This is a genomic window from Curtobacterium sp. MCBD17_028 (genome assembly GCF_003234875.1).
GTDB lineage: Bacteria > Actinomycetota > Actinomycetes > Actinomycetales > Microbacteriaceae > Curtobacterium.
In genome coordinates this window covers 130077-148105 of the sequence record NZ_QKTQ01000002.1, presented here as the reverse complement: position 1 = coordinate 148105, position 18029 = coordinate 130077, and the positions used below count along the sequence as shown (strand labels likewise).

Here is an 18029-nt window from a genome sequence, read left to right as displayed (position 1 = left end):
TGCTGCGTCTCCGGGGCAGCCGTTGCCGAGGACCGCCTGGTTCAGGTGTGTGCCTGTGCCTGTGCCTGTGCCTGTGCCCGTGCGATGCCACGTGCGCGCCTGCCGACACCGGGGCCGGGGACGAGATCAGGCGGGGTTGCGGTGCGGCCAGCGGCCGTCCGCGACGAACTGCGGATTGCGCTCACGCCGCATGTAGTCCTGGAACGACGCCGCCTGGTCGGAGCACCAGGCCACCTGCAGTCGGTGGAGCTCCTCGGCGCTGATGCCGAGCTGGTCCGGGTAGCGGCTCGCGATCGCCTGCGCGACGCGTCCGGCGGCGATCGCGTCGGCACCGGCGTCGTGCGCGTCCGCGAGGGTCACGCCGTACAGCGCGGAGCAGACCTCGAGCGTGCGCTTGCCCTTGCGGTAGGTGTCGACGGCCTTGTCGATGACGAGCGGATCGACGACGTTCCCGATCACGGGTGCCGCCAGGCCGTGGCGCTTGGCCTCGCGGTCGAGGACGGTGAGGTCGTACGGCGCGTTGTAGACCACGAGCGGGATCCCGCGGGCGAACACGGCCTCGACCGCGGCGATGATCTCGGCGACGACGACGCCGGCGGCACGCCCCTCGGCACGGGCGCGCTCGGTCGTGATGCCGTGCACCGCAGCTGCCTGCTCCGGGATGGGGACGCCCGGGTCGGCCAGCCACGAGCCGGCGGCGATGCTCGCACCGGTCATGTCGATGAGCCCGACATGGGCGCTGACGATCCGCGCTGTCTCGACGTCGATCCCCGTGGTCTCGAGGTCGAACACGCCGAGCGCGTGCCACCAGGGGCGTTCCGCAGGGGAGCGGGGTGCCGCCGAGGGGGCTCCGAGGGTGGCGTCGATCGGCGCTGCGAGCGGAGAGCTGGTCACGCGGTCAGGCTAGCGGCGGCCGCCGACACCGCGGACGCGACACGGCCGGCCGGGCGACCCGACGCGGCCGTCCGGGCGACCCGACGCGGCCGGGCCGGACCGGGCGACGTGACGCGGTGCCGATCCCGAGACCCCTACGGACCGTCAGTCCCGCGGCCGTCCCACGTGCAGCCAGTAGAACGCCTGCGTCCCGAGGGTGATCGTCACCTTGCCGTCCTCGTCGAACGACGGGAACGACCCGCCGCCGAACAGGTCGTACAGGGGCAGACCGGCGTGCTCGGGCGCCGTGATCGTGACCGCGGTGGGGTTGTGCGCGAACGAGAAGACGCAGAGGACGTCCTCGGCGGAGTCACCGAACTGGGTGCCCGTGCCCTCGTACGACCGCATGAACGTGAGCACCGAGTCGTTGTCGCTCTCGAGCACGGTGAGCGTGCCGAGCCCGAACACCGGGTGCGCCTTCCGCACGTGGATGACGTTGCGGATCCAGTGCAGCAGGGAGCGGGACTGCGCCAGCTGCGACTCGACGTTGACGAGGTTGTAGTTGTAGACGAGGGACTGCACGACCGGCAGGTACAGCTTGCCGGGGTCGGCCGTCGAGAACCCGGCGTTACGGTCCGGCGTCCACTGCATGGGGGTGCGGGACGAGTCGCGGTCGGGCAGCCAGATGTTGTCGCCCATGCCGATCTCGTCGCCGTAGTACAGGAACGGCGAGCCGGGGAGCGAGAACAGCAGCGCGTGCACGAGCTCGAGCTCCGCCCGGGAGTTGTCGAGGAGCGGCGCGAGGCGTCGACGGATGCCGATGTTCGACCGCATCCGCGGGTCGTACGCGTACCAGCCGTACATCGCCTGGCGATACTCCTCGCTCACCATCTCGAGCGTCAACTCGTCGTGGTTCCGCAGGAACACACCCCACGCCGCGCTCTCCGGGACCTCGGTGGTCTCCGAGAGGATCCGCTGGAGCTCCGTCGCGTGCTGCGCGCGGAGCGAGTAGTAGATGCGGGGCATCACCGGGAAGTCGAAGGCCATGTGGCACTCGGGCTCGTCGTCGGTGCCGAAGAACGCCGCCGTCTCGCGCGGCCACTGGTTCGCCTCGGCGATGAGCACGCGCCCGGGGTACTCCTCGTCGACCATCGCGCGGAGGCCCTTGACGAACTCGTGCGTCGCGGGCTCGCCCTCGCCGTTGCCCTCCTCGGACTCGAAGAGGTACGGGATCGCGTCGAGCCGCAGCCCGTCCACGCCCATGTCGAGCCAGTGCCGGACGACGTCGTAGACGGCCTCGACCACGGCGGGGTTCTCGAAGTTGAGGTCCGGCTGGTGCGAGAAGAACCGGTGGAAGAAGAACTGCCGTCGGATCGGGTCGAACGTCCAGTTCGACTCCTCGGTGTCGACGAAGATGATGCGGATGTTCTCGTACTTGTCCGGGCTGTCGCTCCAGACGTAGAAGTCGCCGTAGGGCCCGTCCGGGTCCTCGCGGGACTGCTGGAACCACTCGTGCGCGTCGGAGGTGTGGTTGATCACCATGTCGATGACGATGCGCATGTTCCGTTCGTGCGCCTTCGTCACGAGGTCGCGGAACTCGTCCAGGGTGCCGAACTCCGGCAGGATCGCCTTGTAGTCGGAGATGTCGTAGCCGCCGTCGCGCATCGGCGACTGGAAGAACGGCGGCAGCCACAGCGCGTCGACGCCGAGCCACTGCAGGTAGTCCAGGCGGCTGATGAGCCCGGACAGATCGCCGGTGCCGTCCCCGTTCGAGTCGACGAACGAGCGGATCATGCACTCGTAGAACACCGACCGCTTGTACCAGAGCGGGTCCAGGGTCAGTCCGGGCAGCTGGATGGGGGCAGTGAACGTCACCGTGCTCCTCGTGGATCCGTCGGGCGTCGGGGCCGACATGGCGCCCGTCGGCCCACTCTATGTCGCCCCGGGTATCCGTGTCCGGAGGGAACGGACGACCGCACGGCCCGCCGACCGGGAGGCGCGGCATCCGTCCGGCGCGACGGGTCCGGCCCGTAGACTCGGCGGGATGCGTGCCCCGATCGTCTCCCCGTATCAGCGGCTCATGGCCGGGCTGCCCGTGGTGCACCGGTCGGTCCTCGTCGACGGTCGCGCGACGCACTACTGGGTGTACGGCCCCGAGGACGCGGACACCACCATGCTCGCCGTGCACGGCTTCCGTGGCGACCACCACGGGCTCGAGTCGCTCGCCGCGCACCTGCCCGAGGTCCGCACGATCGTGCCGGACCTCCCGGGCTTCGGGGTGTCCGACGCGCTCCCGCGGTCCGACATGGACGGCTTCGTGCGGTGGCTCCGAGCGTTCCACCGCGCCCTCGGGCTCGACCGACGGTCCGTCGTGCTCGGGCATTCCTTCGGGAGCATCGTCACCGCAGCCGCGGTCGCCGACGGGCTCGACACCCGGCGCCTGGTCCTGGTCAACCCGATCGCCGCTCCCGCACTGCAGGGCCCGCGCGCCGTGGGTACCGCGATCGCGATCGCCTACTACCGGCTGGGTGCGGTCCTGCCCCGGGCGCTCGGGCTCGCCCTCCTCCGGAACCGGGGGATCGTCCGGGCGATGAGCGTCGCGATGCTCAAGTCCCGCGAACCGCGGTTGCGCCGATGGGTGCACGACCAGCACGACCGGTACTTCTCGGCGTTCGCCGACCGCCACGTCGTCCTCGACGCGTTCCGGACGTCGGTGACGCACGACGTCGCCGCGTACGCGGACCGCATCGACGTACCGGTGCTCCTCATCGCCGCCGAACGTGACGACATCACCGCGGTGCCCGAACAGGAAGCGCTGGCGGACCGGCTGCCCGACGCGACCCTCGTCGTGATCCCCGGCGTCGGCCACCTCGTGCACTACGAGACGCCGGCCGCCGCGGCGGACGCGATCCGTGCCTCCCTGGCGACGCCCGAACCGGACCGCGGCGGGATGCGCCGATGAGCCGTCTCCGCATCGGCATCGACTGCCGCTACGTCCGGGTGGGGCGCCATGACGGCATCAGCCGGTTCACGGCCGGTGTCGCGGCACATCTGCCGGACCGGCACGACTACGTGCTCCTGGTGAGCGAGGACGGACAGCGGGACTCGCTGCCGGACGGGATGCCCTGGGAGCGCATCAGTCCACCGACGAGCGCCGCGGAGCCCCTGGTCGCGCGGCAGGTGAACCGGCTGGGGCTCGACGCCGTGTTCTCGCCGATGCAGACCATGGGATCCCGCGGACGCCACTACGCGCTCGTGCTGACGCTGCACGACCTCATCTACTACCGCAACCGCACACCGCCCCGTGAGTTCTCGTGGCCGCTGCGGCTGGGGTGGCGTGCGTTCCACCTCGCGTGGTGGCCGCAGCGGATGCTGCTCGATGGTGCCGACGGCGTCGTCACGGTGAGCGAGACGACCGCCGGACTCATCCGGGACCACCGGCTGACGCGTCGGCCCGTGACGGTCGCGTACAACGCCGCGGACCCGGTGGCGCCGCGCGCGGCGGACGGCCTGCGGACGCGGGACCTCGTCTACATGGGCACGTTCATGCCCTACAAGAACGTCGAGACCCTCGCCTCCGCGATCCCGCTGCTCCGCGGGCCCGGGGAGGCCGACTGGCGGCTGCACTGCATGTCGCGCGTGCGAGCTGCGGACCGGGAGCGGCTCGAGCGGCTCGCCCCCGCGGGTTCGCTCGTGTTCCACGACGGAGCGTCGGACGAGGAGTACCGCGCGGTGCTCCGGACCGCGACGGCGCTCGTCAGCGCCTCGCACGACGAGGGTTTCGGGATCCCGCTCGTCGAGTCGATGGGCGTGGGCACGCCCGTCGCCGTGAGCGACATCCCGATCTTCCGCGAGATCGGCGGCGCGGCCGCCGAGTACTTCGACCCGGCCTCGCCCGCCGCGGTCGCGGCCGCGGTGCGACGGGTCGAGGCGCGCTGGGACGACCTGCACCGGGCCTCCCTCGAGCGGGTCCGCCGCTTCGACTGGACCACGTCCGCCGAGCGCGTCGTCGCGTCCGTCGAGCGCGCCGTCGCCGACCGCCGCGCCTGACCGACGCCCGTCGCCCCGTTCGGCGGACATGGAGGACCGCCGGACCGAGGTGGGAGCGCCAGCCCGGCGGCCGTCAGTCGCCCTCGGCCTCGAGCGGGTTCTGGTACGCGAACTCGTACCGCCCGGGGGCCTCGGACTGGTCCTCGATCGGGTCGTCGAACCGGACGAGTTCCCCGCGGAAGCGCTCGGGGTCCCAACGGAACGAGTGGATCGACCCGTTTCGGATCGGCGTCGTGAAGGAGTCGGCGGTACCCGGGGCGAGCTCGTTCACCACGGCACGGATCACCGCTCCGTGCGTCGCGACGACGACCGCGCCGGCGTCGAACCGGATCGCGATCTCGCCGAGCGACTCGAGCACGCGGGCGAGCAACGCCGAGCGCGACTCGCGGCCGGGCACCGAGCCGTCCGGGAACCGTTCGCGGATCTCGACGTCCGTCAGGCCCTCGGCCTCGCCGTACGACCGCTCGACGAGACCGTCGTCCGTCGACGGAGTGGGCAGTCCGAGCCGGGAGGCGATGATCGCGCCCGTCTCGAACGCCCGGGACAGCGGGGACGCGAGCACGGCGTCGAACCGGCGACGCACGAGCAACGCACCGGCGGCGGCTGCCTGTCGGCGTCCGGTCTCGTTCAGTGGGATGTCGGTCGACCCCTGGATGCGGCGCTGCTTGTTCCAGTCGGTCTCGCCGTGCCGCACGAGGTACAGGAGGGTCGTCACCGTTCGTCCCTTCCGCGGCGATGCGCCGTCCGTGGTGGCGTCGGCGACGCGGTCAGTGCAGGAGTCGGTGGCGCAGCGCCGTCAATGTCTCGGTGGTGCCTGCGTCGAGCCTAGCCACCGCCCGACGGTCACTGCGCGTGGCACCCCGGTTCACGATGACGACGGGCTTGCGGCGACGAACGGCGTGGTCGACCAGCCGGACGCCCGAGTTGACGACGAGGGACGACCCGACCACGAGGAGCGCGTCCGCGCCGGCGACGATCGAGACGGCCTCGTGGAACTTCTCGACCGGCACGAACTCGCCGAAGAACACGACGTCGGGCTTGAGCACGCCGCCGCACACCGAGCACGCGGGGACACGGAACCGGTCGGCGCCCGTGATGTCGACGTCGCCGTCCGGCGCGAGCGTCACCGTGCCGGGTTCGTCGATCCAGGCGTTCTCCCGGTCGAGCACCGCTGCGAGATCCGAGCGTGCGAACGCCTGCCCGCAGCGCAGGCACACCACGCGGTCCATGGACCCGTGGAGCTCGACCACGCGGCGCGACCCGGCCCGGAGATGGAGACCGTCGACGTTCTGCGTGACGATCCCGCTCACGACACCGGCCGCCTCGAGGTCGGCGAGCGCCCGGTGCCCGTCGTTCGGCCGGGCGGACGAGAACGTGCGCCAACCGAGGTGGCTCCCGGCCCAGTACCGCCGGCGCCTCGCCGGGTCGGCGGAGAACTCCTGGAACGTCATCGGCGTGCGCGCCACGCGGCCCGCACCCCGGTAGTCGGGGATCCCGGAGTCCGTGCTGATCCCGGCCCCCGAGAGCACGGCGATGCGCTTGCCCCGCAGCGTCTCGACGACGCGGTCGAGGTCGTCACCCTGTTCGGGTGCGCCTCGCTCGAGGTCGCCCGCCTCCACCCGCTCCATCGGCTCCACGGTACCCTCAACAGCCCACGACCCCGATCGCTTCCCGGAGGACCATCCCGTGCAGACGGTGCGCATCGACGCCCTCGACGACCCGCGACTCGACGACTACGCCCGCCTGACCGACGTCGCGCTCCGACGCGTGCGGGAGCCGGAGGGTGGGCTGTACATCGCCGAGTCGAACACCGTGATCGAGCGTGCCCTCGCCGCTGGGCACGTGCCTCGGAGCGCGCTCGTGCAGGAGAAGTGGCTGCCCGAGGTCCTGCCGATGCTGGCCGGGCACGACGGTCCGGTGTTCGTCGGTCCCGACGCCCTGCTCGAGGAGCTCACCGGGTTCCGCATGCACCGCGGTGCGCTCGCGGCGATGCAGCGACCCGCCGAGCCCGCACTGGCGGACGTCGTTCGGGACGCGCGTCTCGTCGTCGTGCTCGAGGACATCGTCGACCACACGAACGTCGGTGCGGTCTTCCGGTCGGTGGCCGGACTCGGGGCGGACGCCGTCCTCGTCTCGCCGCGCTGTGCCGACCCCCTCTACCGCCGCAGCGTGCGCGTGAGCATGGGGACGGTCCTCCAGGTCCCGTGGACACGGATCGGCGAGTGGGCGGACGCCGGGCCCGCGCTCCGGGCCGCGGGGTTCCACCTGGCCGCGATGGCCCTGACGGACGACTCCGTCCCACTCGACGCGTTCGTCCAGGACGTGCCCGAGCGCGTCGCACTCGTCATGGGCACCGAGGGTGACGGCCTGAGCGCGCGTGCCGTGGCCACCGCCGACACCGTGGTGCGGATCCCGATGGCGCACGGGGTCGACTCGCTCAACGTGGCGGCGGCGAGCGCCGTGGGCCTGTGGGCGGTCGCACACGCCCAGCGCGCGGCGCGCAGCTGATCCATCGCCGCCCACCCCTAGGCTGCTGTGCCGTGTCACGTGTCGTCCACCGGCCCCGCTCCGCGGTCCGGCGTCCCGTCCTGATCTCCGTGGTCGCCGTGGTGCTCGTCGCGGTCGCGTACCTGGTCGCGGCGGCCGTCGTGCCCTTCGCGCCGGCGACCGTCTCGCGCGCGACGTACGCCGCACCCACGGCGACGCTGCCGGCGCTGTCGTTCCCGGGCTACGGCGCGACCGCGGTCGAGGCCCCGGGCTTCGCCGGGAGCCTGCAGACGAGTGGCGACACCGGTCAACGCTCGATCGCGAGCATCAGCAAGGTGGTGACGGCCCTCGTGGTGCTGCAAGCGCACCCACTGACGACCTCGGACGACGGGCCGACGATCACGTTCACGGCCGCGCAGCACGCCCTGTACGACCAGTACCTCGCCCTGGACGGCGAGGTCGCGGCCATGCCGGTCGGTCTCCGGTTGAGCGAGCGGCAGGCGTTCGAGGTCATGCTCATGAAGTCCGCGAACAACTACGCCGGGGCGCTGGCCCTGTGGTCGTTCGGGTCGATGGACGCGTACCGCACGGCAGTCCACGCCTGGTTGTCGGCGCACGACCTGGACCACACGACCATCGAGGAGCCGACGGGACTCGACCCGCACAACACCGCGACCGCGTCGGACCTCGTGCACCTCGGCGAGCTGGCGATCGCGAATCCCGTGGTGAAGCAGATCGTCGGCACGCAGCGCACGACCATCCCCACGGTCGGTCCGATCGAGAACTCGAACAAGCTGCTCGGGATGGACGGTGTCGAGGGCATCAAGACCGGGACGCTCGACCAGGCCGGTGCGTGCTTGCTGTTCGCCGCGACGTACCAGCGCGGCGGACACACCGTCACGGTCGTGGGAGCGATGCTCGGCGGGAGGGACCACGACTCGCTCGACGTCGACGTGCGGCGGCTGCTCGACTCGGTCGCGGACAACTTCCACGTCGTGACCCTGACGAACCGCGGGCAGACGTTCGGCCACTACGCCACCCCCTGGCGGCCCCGGACGGACGCGGTCGCCGCCTCGGCGCGGTCGGTGCTCGTCTGGGGGCGGACGACGGTGACGGCACGCACTCACCTCGAGCAGGTGACCTTCGGCCGTCGCGGCGAGCGGGTGGGCACCGTGCGGTTCACGATCGACCACCACGCCCCCGTCACGGTGCCGCTCGAGCTCGACGCGTCGATCACGGAGCCCGACCTGTGGTGGCGCTGGACGAACCCGTTCCAGGGGGCCTGAGGCCGTCAGCGCGTCAGGGCGTGTCGGAGCGGTGCTCGAGCACCGTCTGGAGTTCGGGCCGCTTCGGCTCGACTCCGTCGCCCGAGGACGTGTGCCGGATCCGCCGGACGACCCACGGCACGAGGTACTCCCGCGCCCAGCCGAGGTCCTCGACCCGCGCCTCGCGCCACGGCCGAGCCGCCAGGGGCTCCGGCTGCCACGGCGCCAGCTCGTGTTCGACCCCGAGGGTGTCGAGCACGGCCGCGGCGACGGTGGCGTGCCCGACGGGGGAGTGGTGGAGGCGGTCGGGCGCCCACATGCGCGGGTCCCGGAGGACGCGGAGCGCCCACATGTCGGCCACGAGTGCGCCGTGCTTGAGCGCGATCGCGTGCAGGTGCTCGTTGTAGATCGCCGCCTTGCCGCGGACGAGTCCGAGCACCGGCGTGGTCCCGACGTCGGGCCCGGTGAACAGGACGACGGTCGCGCCGTCCCGCCGCAGGGTGGCGATGAGCCCGTCGAAGCGCTCGGCGACCTCGTCCGGGTCGCTGCCGGGACGGATGATGTCGTTGCCGCCCGCCGAGACCGTGATCAGGTCGGGCCGCAACGCCAACGCGTGTTCGGCCTGTTCGTCGATGATCTGCTGCAGGAGCCGCCCGCGGATCGCCGTGTTCGCGTACGCGAAGTCGACGGTCTGGTTCGCGAGCACCTCGGCGACGCGATCCGCCCACCCTCGATGGCCACCGGGGACGCTCGGGTCAGGATCCCCGATGCCCTCGGTGAACGAGTCACCGATGGCGACGTACCTGGACCACGGATGCCGATCTGTCACGACCACAAAATAGTCTCGTCCTCGTGACCGACACCACCGCGTCCAGTCCGGGCTGGGAGCTCGACGACGCCCTGCTCGCCCGCATCGCCGCCCGCGCTCCCGGGTACGACCGTGACGGCCGGTTCTGCACGGAGGACCTGGCCGAGCTCCGCGACGCGGGGTACCTGCGCGTGGGCGTGCCGGTCGGCTCGGGAGGCGCGGGGCTGGGTCTCCGGGACACCGCGCGGATCCAACGACGGCTCGCCGCGGCGGCACCGGCCACCGCGCTCGGGCTCGGCATGCACCAGGTGTGGGTGCAGGCCGGCCGCGCCGTGGGCGCCAGGGGCGAGTCGTTCCTCCAGATCGTGACGGACGCGGCGGCCGCCGACCGGCTGCTCGCCTTCGGCGTCAGCGAGGCGGGGAACGACGCGGTCCTGTTCGACTCGACGACGCGTGCCGAGTCCGACGGTGCCGGGGGATGGCGGTTCACCGGTCGGAAGTCGACGGTGTCGCTCGCGCCGGCGTGGGACCTGCTCAGCGTGTTCGGCCGGGACGACAGCGACCCGGCCGCCCCGGTGCTCGTGCACGGGTTCGTCGAGCGGCAGCAGCCCGGGCACCGCGCGCTCGGGGACTGGGACACGCTCGGCATGCGGGCCACGCGGAGCGACGCCACCGAGCTCGACGGCGTCCACGTGCCCGCCGACCGGATCGTCCGCGTGCTGCCCGTCGGGCCCTCCGCCGACCCGTTGGTCTTCGGGATCTTCGCGGCGTTCGAACTGCTCGTTGCCGCGGTCTACGCCGGCATCGCCGAGCGGGCGCTGGCCCTCGCCGTCGAGGGCGTCGGGCGACGGACCGCGCTCGACGGCACGCCCCGGTCGTCCGATCCGGACGTCCGTCGGGCGTTGGCCGACGCGCAGGGCGCGGTGGACGCGGTGGTCCTGCAGATCGATGCGTTGACGCGGGACGTCGACGACCTCGTCGACCACGGACCCCGGTGGTTCCCGCTGCTCGTCGGCACGAAGGCGCGCTCCGTCGACACCGCGGCTCACGTCGTCGACGAGGCCATGCGCGTCGTCGGCGGGGGCGCGTACCGGGCCGGGGCGGAACTCGCGCGGCTGGCCCGGGACGTCCGCGCGGGGCAGTACCACCCGTCCTCGCGGGACTCCGCCGCCCGGACGATCGCGGCGGCCCTGCTCGGGCCGGTCCCGGCGCCGCACTGAAGGTCGTTCCGCTCCGGTACCATTGGTGGGGGACCACGACAGGAGGCGGCACCGGGTGACGAGCGCGACCGACCGATCCCGGGCCTCCCGGCTCGCACCCGAGCGGATCACGCGTCCCGGTCGCCGACGGCGGGTCGTCGACCGCGTCCTCATGCTCGACGTCGGCCTCGTCCGGACCCAGAGCGCGCTGCGGACCCTGCTGTGCGTGCCCGCCGGGATGGCGGTCGGTCTCGCCCTCGCCTCCGCGGTCGGCCTGCCCGGCGTCCTCGGCGTGCTCATCGGGGCGATGCCCGCCTTCATCAGCTGCCTCATCATCAACGACGTCAGTGCCGGGCGCATCGCCGCGCGGACGGGTGCGGTGGTCGTGCCGTTCGTCGTCGCCTTGTTCGCGAGCGTCGCGCTCGATCGGTTCCACGTGCTCGAGCTCGCGCTGATCGTGGTGCTGTTGTTCGTGCAGTTCGCCGCGATGGGCTGGGGACCGTGGGCGACCGACGCCGCCGCGGTGGTGTTCTCCGGGTACCTCTGCGGGCTCCTGACCCCGTTGCCAGCGGCGAGCGTGGCCGGTCTGGCACTCATCGGTGCCGGTTCCCTCGCGGTGACCGTCGTGATCCGCGGTGTGTTCCTGCGGCCCATGCCGTTCCGGTCCCTGCTGTGGACCCGGCGTGCCCTGCTCGCCTGGGCGACCGCCGTCCTCCGTGCCGCCGTCGACCTGCTCGCGGTCGGACCCGACGCGTCCCGGGAGCGGGTCCGGGCCGCCCGTCGCCTGCGCCGACGGCTCGACCGGTTCCAGGAGGTCGCGCTCACCGCCGACGGCATGCTCGCCGCTCCGGGTGCGGGACCGACGGGCGCGACCGCCGAGACGCTGCACCGGCTGCTGTTCGACACCCACCTCGCCGTCGACGGACTCGGCCGGACCGCCGAGACGCTCGCCGGGAGCGGGGCGCCCGACGACGTCCGAGCCGCGGTCGCGGAGGCGATCCGCACGGTCGTCGTCGGCGGCGGCGCGCAGGGGGCGACGGCGGCTGAAGGGATGCTCGCCCGGTTCGGGGTCACGCCGTCCGCGCGGGCGGACGGGTCGACGCTGGCGCACGTCGTGCACCGCGCCGCCCTGCAGCTCGCCGACCTCGCCGCCGCCGCCCGCGCTTGGGGGACACTGCGCGCCGCGCTGCCGCGTGAGGGCGACGCGGTCCCGTTCCGGACACCGGTCGTCCTGGTCGGCGGACGTCCGTCCGGCGCGGTCCCCGTCCTCGACGACGCACTCGCCGACGGCATGACCGGCCCCTGGCGGCGGTGGCACGTCTCGGGGTCCCTCCGCACCGGCATCCAGGCGGCGGTCGCGGTCGCGGTCGTGGAGCCGCTCGCGCTCCTGCTCGACGGCAGCCGGTTCTACTGGGGCGTGATCGGCGTCATGATCGTCCTCGCCGGCACGAACTCGACGCACGAGCGGGTGCGGAAGGCACTCCACCGCGGGGTCGGGACGGTGCTCGGCGGCGCGCTCGGGATCGTGCTCGTGCACCTGCTCGGCACGCACCACCCGTGGTGGACCGCCGGCATCGCGGTGTTCGCCCTCGCGGTCGGCACCTACGGCTTCGGCGGCGTCTACGCGATCTGGGTCACAGCGCTCGTGGTCGTGCTCTGCCAGGTGTACGCGTACGGCGGCAGTTTCACGGACACGCTGATCCCGTTCCGGCTCGCCGAGAACCTGCTCGGCGCCGCGGTCGCCGTCCTCGTGAGCGTGGTCGTCCTCCCGGTGGCGTCGGGCAGGATGGTCCGGAGCGCCGTGCGACGCCAGCTCGCGGCCGTGCGCTCGTTCGTCCTGTCCGCGGGTCTCGTCGATGTCGGTGGGGACGGTCCGCGCGACGCCGACCCCTCGGATCCGGATGCCTTCGACCTGCGGCGCCGGTCACGCGCCGTCGACGCCGCGACCTACCAGCTCGACGCGGTCATGAAGCCCATGGTGCGGTTCCCGTCCGGCGGTGCGGCCCGCACCGACGCGCGCACACGGGCGGCGCTGCAGTCGGTCGCCGTGTTCGCGCGCGAACTCGCCGGGAGGCCCGCTCCGATCGCGCGACCACCCGTCCCGGTCGTCGAGGCCCTCGCGCACGCCGCGGGGGTGCTCGCCACCTCGATCGACGCGCTCTCCGGCGCCGTGGGCAGCGGTCGTCAGCGCGGGGAGATCCGACGCGGCGACGACGCGTGGGTGCGTGCGAGCGACGCGCTCGACGCCGCCGTCGCGGCGACGCCACCCGGACCCGCGCACGAGTGGGTGCACGACCGGGTCCTGGCGCTCGGTCGTGTCGACGACGCGCTCGCGGTCCTGGCCGAGCGGAGCGGACTCCCGGTCGCCGGCGTCGCCTCCGGAGCCACGAGCACGAGCGCCCGAGCACGCCGGGCCGCGGCGCTCGTCGAACGACACCTGCTCGCCACCGACCGCTGAGCGCTGAGCGCTGAGCGCTCCGGTGTTTGTCGGCGGCGCATGCCACCATGGTCGCGCGTTCGGCCGATGTCGATCGCGGAAGGACGTGGCGTGAGCAAGCAGGACGGCAGCACCCGCCTCGTCACGGAGGCCCCGACCGACGACACGACCGCGTCGGTCCTGCACGTCGACATGGACGCCTTCTTCGCCTCGGTCGAGTTGCTGGACCGTCCCGACCTCGTCGGCAAGCCGGTCATCGTCGGGCACGACGCCGAGCGCTCGGTCGTCACGGCCGCCACGTACGAAGCGCGTCGGTTCGGGGTGAACTCCGCGATGCCGATGGCGATCGCCCGCCGCCGCTGCCCCCAGGCGATCGTCGTCGAGCCGCACTTCGAGAAGTACCGGACGAACTCGCGACGCGTCATGGAGATCCTCGATCGCTACACGCCGCGGGTCGAACGCCTCGGGATCGACGAGGCATTCCTCGACGTCCGGGGGGCGCTCCGCCTGCACGGCACCCCGTGGCAGGTCGGCACCGCCATCCGCGCCGAGGTCCACCGCGAGACCGGCCTGCGCTGCTCCGTCGGCGCCGCCGCCACCAAGTTCGTGGCGAAGCTCGCGTCGAGCCGCGCGAAACCGGACGGGATCCTCGTGGTCCCGGAGGCCGACACCGTCGCGTTCCTGCACCCGCAGCCGGTGTCCGCGCTCTGGGGTGTGGGCGGCAAGACAGCCGAGGTGCTCGAGCGGCGTGGCATCCGCACCGTCGGGGACCTCGCGACGACCCCGGTCGCGTCGCTCGTGTCCGCCGTCGGGCCCGCGATGGGCAACCGCCTGCACGAGCTCGCGTGGGGACGCGACCCGCGGGTGGTCGAGAGCGGCTCGGTCGAGAAGTCCGTGGGCCACGAGGTCACCTTCCCGACCGACGTCACCGACCGCGACGAGCTCGCCCGGGAGCTCCTGCGCCTCGCCGACCGGGTGGCCGCTCGCCTGCGGGCGGCGGGCCTGCGCGCGCGGACGATCGCGCTCAAGGTGCGGTACACGGACTTCACGACGCTCTCACGGTCGCGCACGCTGCCCGAGCCCACGGACGTCGCGCGCCGCATCCACCGCGAGGCCGTCGACCTCTACGACGCCCTGCACCGGCCCGGACACCGGATCCGGCTGATCGGTGTGCGGGGCGAGAACCTCGCGCCCGCAGGCGAGAGCAACGCGCTGTGGGACGACGACGCGCCGTGGCGCGAGACCGAGACGACCGTCGACGCGGTGGCCGCGCGGTTCGGCGCGGGGATGGTCCGGCCCGCCTCCCTCGTGCGTCCGCAAGCGGCGCCCCACGCTCCGCACGCCCGACAGGACGGCGAGGCGTGACGGCACGGCCGGTAGACTCCCATGGAGTGAGTGCAGGGGAGTCGAGCCAGGAGGCCGCGGGCAACGCAGCGGCCGAGCACCTGTCGCCGGCGTTCCCGGACCGTGCCGCCTGGGGCACCGCGTCGAAGCTCCGCGCCTGGCAGGTCGAGGCGTTGACCAAGTACTTCGAGACCGAGCCGCGTGACTTCCTCGCCGCCGCGACACCGGGCGCCGGCAAGACGACCTTCGCCCTCCGACTCGCCACCGAGCTCCTGGCGCGGAACACCGTCGACCGGATCGTGGTCGTCGCCCCGACGGAGCACCTGAAACGGCAGTGGGCGGACGCGGCCGACCGCGTGGGCATCCGGCTCGACCCGATGTTCAAGAACGGCGACGGCATGTTCGGTCGGCACTACCAGGGCATCGCGATCACCTACGCCCAGGTCGGCATGAACCCCGAGGTCCACCGCCGGATCACCGAGGGTGGGCGCACGCTCGTCGTCCTCGACGAGGTCCACCACGGCGGTGACGCCCTCACCTGGGGCGACGGCATCCGCGAGGCCTTCGGAGCCGCGACCCGACGACTGTCGTTGAGTGGCACGCCGTTCCGCTCGGACACCAACCCGATCCCGTTCGTGAGCTACGCACCGGACGACGAGGGCATCCGGACCTCCATCGCCGACTACAGCTACGGCTACGGCCGAGCGCTGCAGGACGGCGTCGTCCGCCCCGTGTTGTTCATGGCCTACGCGGGCCAGATGCGCTGGAAGACCCGCATGGGGGACGAGATGTCGGCCTCGCTCGGCGAGCAGGTCACGAAGGACATCACCGCGCAGGCCTGGCGCACGGCACTCGCCCCCGACGGCGAGTGGATGACCGCCGTGCTGTCGGCCGCCGACAAGCGGCTCACCGAGGTCCGGCGTGGGGTCCCCGACGCCGGCGGTCTCGTCATCGCCACCGACACGACGACCGCCCGGGCCTACGCCCGGATCCTCCAGCGGATCACCGGCGAGCGACCCACCGTGGTGCTCTCCGACGAGGCCGCGGCCTCCAGCCGCATCGGCGCGTTCGCGGCCGACGAGGCCCGGTGGATGGTCGCGGTCCGGATGGTCTCCGAGGGTGTCGACGTCCCGCGTCTGTGTGTCGGCGTGTACGCCACGAGCGCGAGCACCCCGCTGTTCTTCGCTCAGGTGATCGGTCGTTTCGTGCGGGCACGTCGTCGTGGTGAGACGGCCTCGGTGTTCCTGCCGAGCGTGCCCGGGCTCATGGCCCTCGCGGCGAGCCTCGAACTCGAGCGCGACCACGCCCTCGACCGCCCCAAGGGCACGGACGACGGCATGTACAACCCCGAGGACGCCATGGTGGCCGAGGCGAACCAGGACGCCAAGGCCTCGGACAGCCTCCTCGACCTGCAGCCGTTCCAGGCCCTCGACTCGCAGGCGTCGTTCGACCGCGTCCTCTACGACGGCGGCGAGTTCGGGTCGGGCGGCGAGATCGGCAGCCTCGAGGAACTCGACTTCATCGGGATCCCCGGGCTCCTCGAGCCGGACCAGGTCCGCGAACTGCTCCGCCAGCGTCAGGCGACGCAGGCCAAGCGCGCGCGACGGGGGAAGGACGGCCAGCCGCGACCCCCGGAGCCCGAGCACCGACCGATGTACATGACGATCAAGGAGCAGCGGTCGGAGCTCCACCGGCTCGTGTCGATCTGGGCCCGGCACAGCAACGAGCCGCACGGCGCCGTGCACGCCGAGCTCCGTCGGATCAGCGGGGGACCGGCAGTGGCCCAGGCGAGCACCGAGCAGATCCAGAAACGCATCGACATCCTCCGGTCCCGGATCGGCAACCGCCGGTGATCGAGCCCGTCGACGAGCGCACCTGGTTCGTCAAGCGCGAGCCGGACGCCTCGCCCGAGGCCATCATCGACCGGTTCGGCGGCGGGTACCGACTCCGTCGCTTCTCGCTGACCGAGGCACGACGGACCGCGCACGGCGTCTACACCGGCCTCGACATCGCCGAAGCGGCCTGGTGGCGACTCCGTCAGCGGCGCGGGTGACACAGGTCGACCACGGCTCGGCGGCGACGCGCGCCGACGACGCGATCCGAGCCTCCCGGGACGGACGCCGGGCCGTCGGAAATGGTGACCGTCCGAGCCGATCTGGCGTAGACCGTATGCATGGCTGACTCGATCCCACACGTCCTCGTCCTCGGCGGCGGTTCCGGCGGTTACTCCACCGTCCTGCACCTGCAGAAGCAGGCCACCACGGTCCCGATGCGGATCACCCTCGTCGACCAGAACACGTACTACACGTACCTGCCGTTCCTGCCCGAGGTTGCCGGCGGGCACATCGCACCCCGCGACGTCACCGTGGAGCTCCGCCGTGCGCTGCGGCGCACCCGGGTCATCCAGGGCAAGGTGACCGGGATCGACAGCACGGCGAAGACCGTCTCGGTCGCCACGGCGGGCGGGGACGACCGCACGCTCGGCTACGACCACGTCGTCGTCGCCCTCGGTTCGGTCACCCGCGTGTTCCCGACCCCCGGTCTCGAGGAGCACGCCGTGGGGTTCAAGAGCGTCGAGGAGGCCGCGTTCGTGCGTGCCAAGCTCCTCGACAACATCGCCAAGGCCGCGGCCACGCGTGACGAGGAGGAGCGCCGCAAGCTCCTCACCAGCATCTTCATCGGCGGTGGCTACACCGGTGTCGAGGCGATCGGGGAGCTGTTCGACGTCTCGCAGGCCGCCATCGCGACCTACCCGTCGCTCGCCGGCGAGCAGCCTCGATGGGTGCTCATCGACGCGCTCGACCGCGTGGCGCCCGAGGTCGGCCCCGACCTGTCGAAGTGGACGCTCGAGTCGCTCCGTGCCCGCGGGATCGACGTCCGCCTCAAGACCACGATGCCGAGCTGCGAGGGCGGGGTGGTCAAGCTCAGCGACGGCGACGAGTTCGCCGCCGGCCTCATCGTCTGGACGGCGGGCGTCAAGCCCAACCCGGTGCTCGACAACACCGATCTGCCGCGCGGGCCGAAGGGCCACCTGGCGTGCAACGCGAAGCTCCAGGTCGAGGACGAGCAGACCCACGAGGTGGTCGAGGGGGCCTGGGGCCTCGGCGACGCCGCACAGGTGCCCGACCTGACGGCGGAGAAGCAGCCGGCGTACTACCCGCCGAACGCGCAGAACGCGGTCCGGCAGGCGGTCGTCGTCGCGGACAACATCGTCGCGACGATCACCGGGCAGCCCATCCGCGAGTACCGCCACGTGTCGATCGGATCGGTCGCCTCGTACGGCATCGCGAAGGGCGCGGCCAACATCAAGGGCATCAAGATGACGAACCTCCCGGCCTGGGCTGCCCACCGCGCCTACCACGTGTACGCGATGCCGACCCTGAACCGGAAGGCGCGCATCGTCATCGGCTGGCTCACCGGCGCCGTGTCGGGTCGCGACTCGACGTCGCTCATCAAGGAGACCGACCCGCGGCGCGAGTTCGTGGACGCCGCGAACAGCTGAGTCACGCTCCGCTGACGCGGGAGACGGACGGGAGGGACGGTGCCGGTCGGCGCCGTCCCTCCCG

15 protein-coding genes are annotated in these 18029 nt (G+C 72.5%); 10 read left to right on the top strand and 5 right to left on the bottom strand.

From position 1 onward, the window contains the following. Window positions 1-126: 126 nt before the first annotated feature. Together DEI86_RS03045 and treS are read right to left on the bottom strand one after the other, a co-directional pair. On the bottom strand, window positions 127-867 hold the full coding sequence (locus DEI86_RS03045) for an exonuclease domain-containing protein (RefSeq protein ID WP_111013394.1): 741 nt from the start codon (window positions 865-867) through the stop codon (window positions 127-129). 171 nt (window positions 868-1038) lie between these two features. Then, window positions 1039-2787 carry a maltose alpha-D-glucosyltransferase gene (gene treS / locus DEI86_RS03040; RefSeq protein ID WP_181435100.1) on the bottom strand — a complete coding sequence of 583 codons (1749 nt, stop codon included), beginning with the start codon at window positions 2785-2787 and terminating at the stop codon, window positions 1039-1041. A gap of 130 nt (window positions 2788-2917) precedes the next feature. Between treS and DEI86_RS03035 the strand changes: the two genes are divergently transcribed. Further along, window positions 2918-3835 carry an alpha/beta fold hydrolase gene (locus tag DEI86_RS03035; RefSeq protein WP_111048891.1) on the top strand — a complete coding sequence of 306 codons (918 nt, stop codon included), beginning with the start codon at window positions 2918-2920 and terminating at the stop codon, window positions 3833-3835. Continuing rightward, window positions 3832-4923, top strand: a complete 1092-nt coding sequence (locus tag DEI86_RS03030) for a glycosyltransferase family 1 protein (RefSeq protein ID WP_111048801.1) — start codon at window positions 3832-3834, stop codon at window positions 4921-4923. The genes DEI86_RS03035 and DEI86_RS03030 overlap by 4 nt, the downstream gene beginning before the upstream one ends. Before the next feature lie 73 nt (window positions 4924-4996). Here the strand turns inward: DEI86_RS03030 and DEI86_RS03025 are convergent, their stop codons facing one another. Next, on the bottom strand, window positions 4997-5638 hold the full coding sequence (locus DEI86_RS03025; RefSeq protein WP_111009082.1) for a histidine phosphatase family protein: 642 nt from the start codon (window positions 5636-5638) through the stop codon (window positions 4997-4999). A gap of 52 nt (window positions 5639-5690) precedes the next feature. After that, window positions 5691-6551 (bottom strand): Sir2 family NAD-dependent protein deacetylase, encoded by an 861-nt coding sequence (locus DEI86_RS03020; RefSeq protein WP_111009081.1) that lies wholly within the window; start codon window positions 6549-6551, stop codon window positions 5691-5693. Between the two features lie 58 nt (window positions 6552-6609). On the opposite strand from DEI86_RS03020, the gene DEI86_RS03015 reads away from it, so the two are divergent. Continuing rightward, a complete protein-coding gene (locus tag DEI86_RS03015) occupies window positions 6610-7431 on the top strand; it encodes an RNA methyltransferase (protein ID WP_111048800.1) in 822 nt (273 codons plus the stop codon). A gap of 32 nt (window positions 7432-7463) precedes the next feature. After that, window positions 7464-8696 carry a D-alanyl-D-alanine carboxypeptidase family protein gene (locus tag DEI86_RS03010; RefSeq protein ID WP_111048799.1) on the top strand — a complete coding sequence of 411 codons (1233 nt, stop codon included), beginning with the start codon at window positions 7464-7466 and terminating at the stop codon, window positions 8694-8696. 13 nt (window positions 8697-8709) lie between these two features. Here DEI86_RS03010 and DEI86_RS03005 read toward each other — a convergent pair whose 3' ends face one another. After that, on the bottom strand, window positions 8710-9504 hold the full coding sequence (locus tag DEI86_RS03005) for an SGNH/GDSL hydrolase family protein (RefSeq protein ID WP_111035953.1): 795 nt from the start codon (window positions 9502-9504) through the stop codon (window positions 8710-8712). A 23-nt stretch (window positions 9505-9527) separates the two neighbouring features. On the opposite strand from DEI86_RS03005, the gene DEI86_RS03000 reads away from it, so the two are divergent. From DEI86_RS03000 to DEI86_RS02975, 6 genes are all read left to right on the top strand, one after another. Continuing rightward, window positions 9528-10703, top strand: a complete 1176-nt coding sequence (locus DEI86_RS03000; protein ID WP_111048798.1) for an acyl-CoA dehydrogenase family protein — start codon at window positions 9528-9530, stop codon at window positions 10701-10703. Between the two features lie 55 nt (window positions 10704-10758). Then, on the top strand, window positions 10759-13140 hold the full coding sequence (locus tag DEI86_RS02995; protein ID WP_111048797.1) for an FUSC family protein: 2382 nt from the start codon (window positions 10759-10761) through the stop codon (window positions 13138-13140). A gap of 90 nt (window positions 13141-13230) precedes the next feature. Beyond that, a complete protein-coding gene (dinB, locus tag DEI86_RS02990) occupies window positions 13231-14484 on the top strand; it encodes a DNA polymerase IV (RefSeq protein WP_111025611.1) in 1254 nt (417 codons plus the stop codon). Between the two features lie 26 nt (window positions 14485-14510). Further along, on the top strand, window positions 14511-16316 hold the full coding sequence (locus DEI86_RS02985) for a DEAD/DEAH box helicase (RefSeq protein ID WP_111048796.1): 1806 nt from the start codon (window positions 14511-14513) through the stop codon (window positions 16314-16316). Beyond that, window positions 16313-16516, top strand: coding sequence for a hypothetical protein (locus DEI86_RS02980; protein WP_111009074.1), 204 nt, complete (start codon window positions 16313-16315; stop codon window positions 16514-16516). Before DEI86_RS02985 ends, DEI86_RS02980 begins: the two co-directional genes overlap by 4 nt. 120 nt (window positions 16517-16636) lie before the next feature. After that, window positions 16637-17965, top strand: a complete 1329-nt coding sequence (locus DEI86_RS02975) for an NAD(P)/FAD-dependent oxidoreductase (protein ID WP_111013298.1) — start codon at window positions 16637-16639, stop codon at window positions 17963-17965. The last annotated feature ends 64 nt before the right edge of the window (window positions 17966-18029 follow it).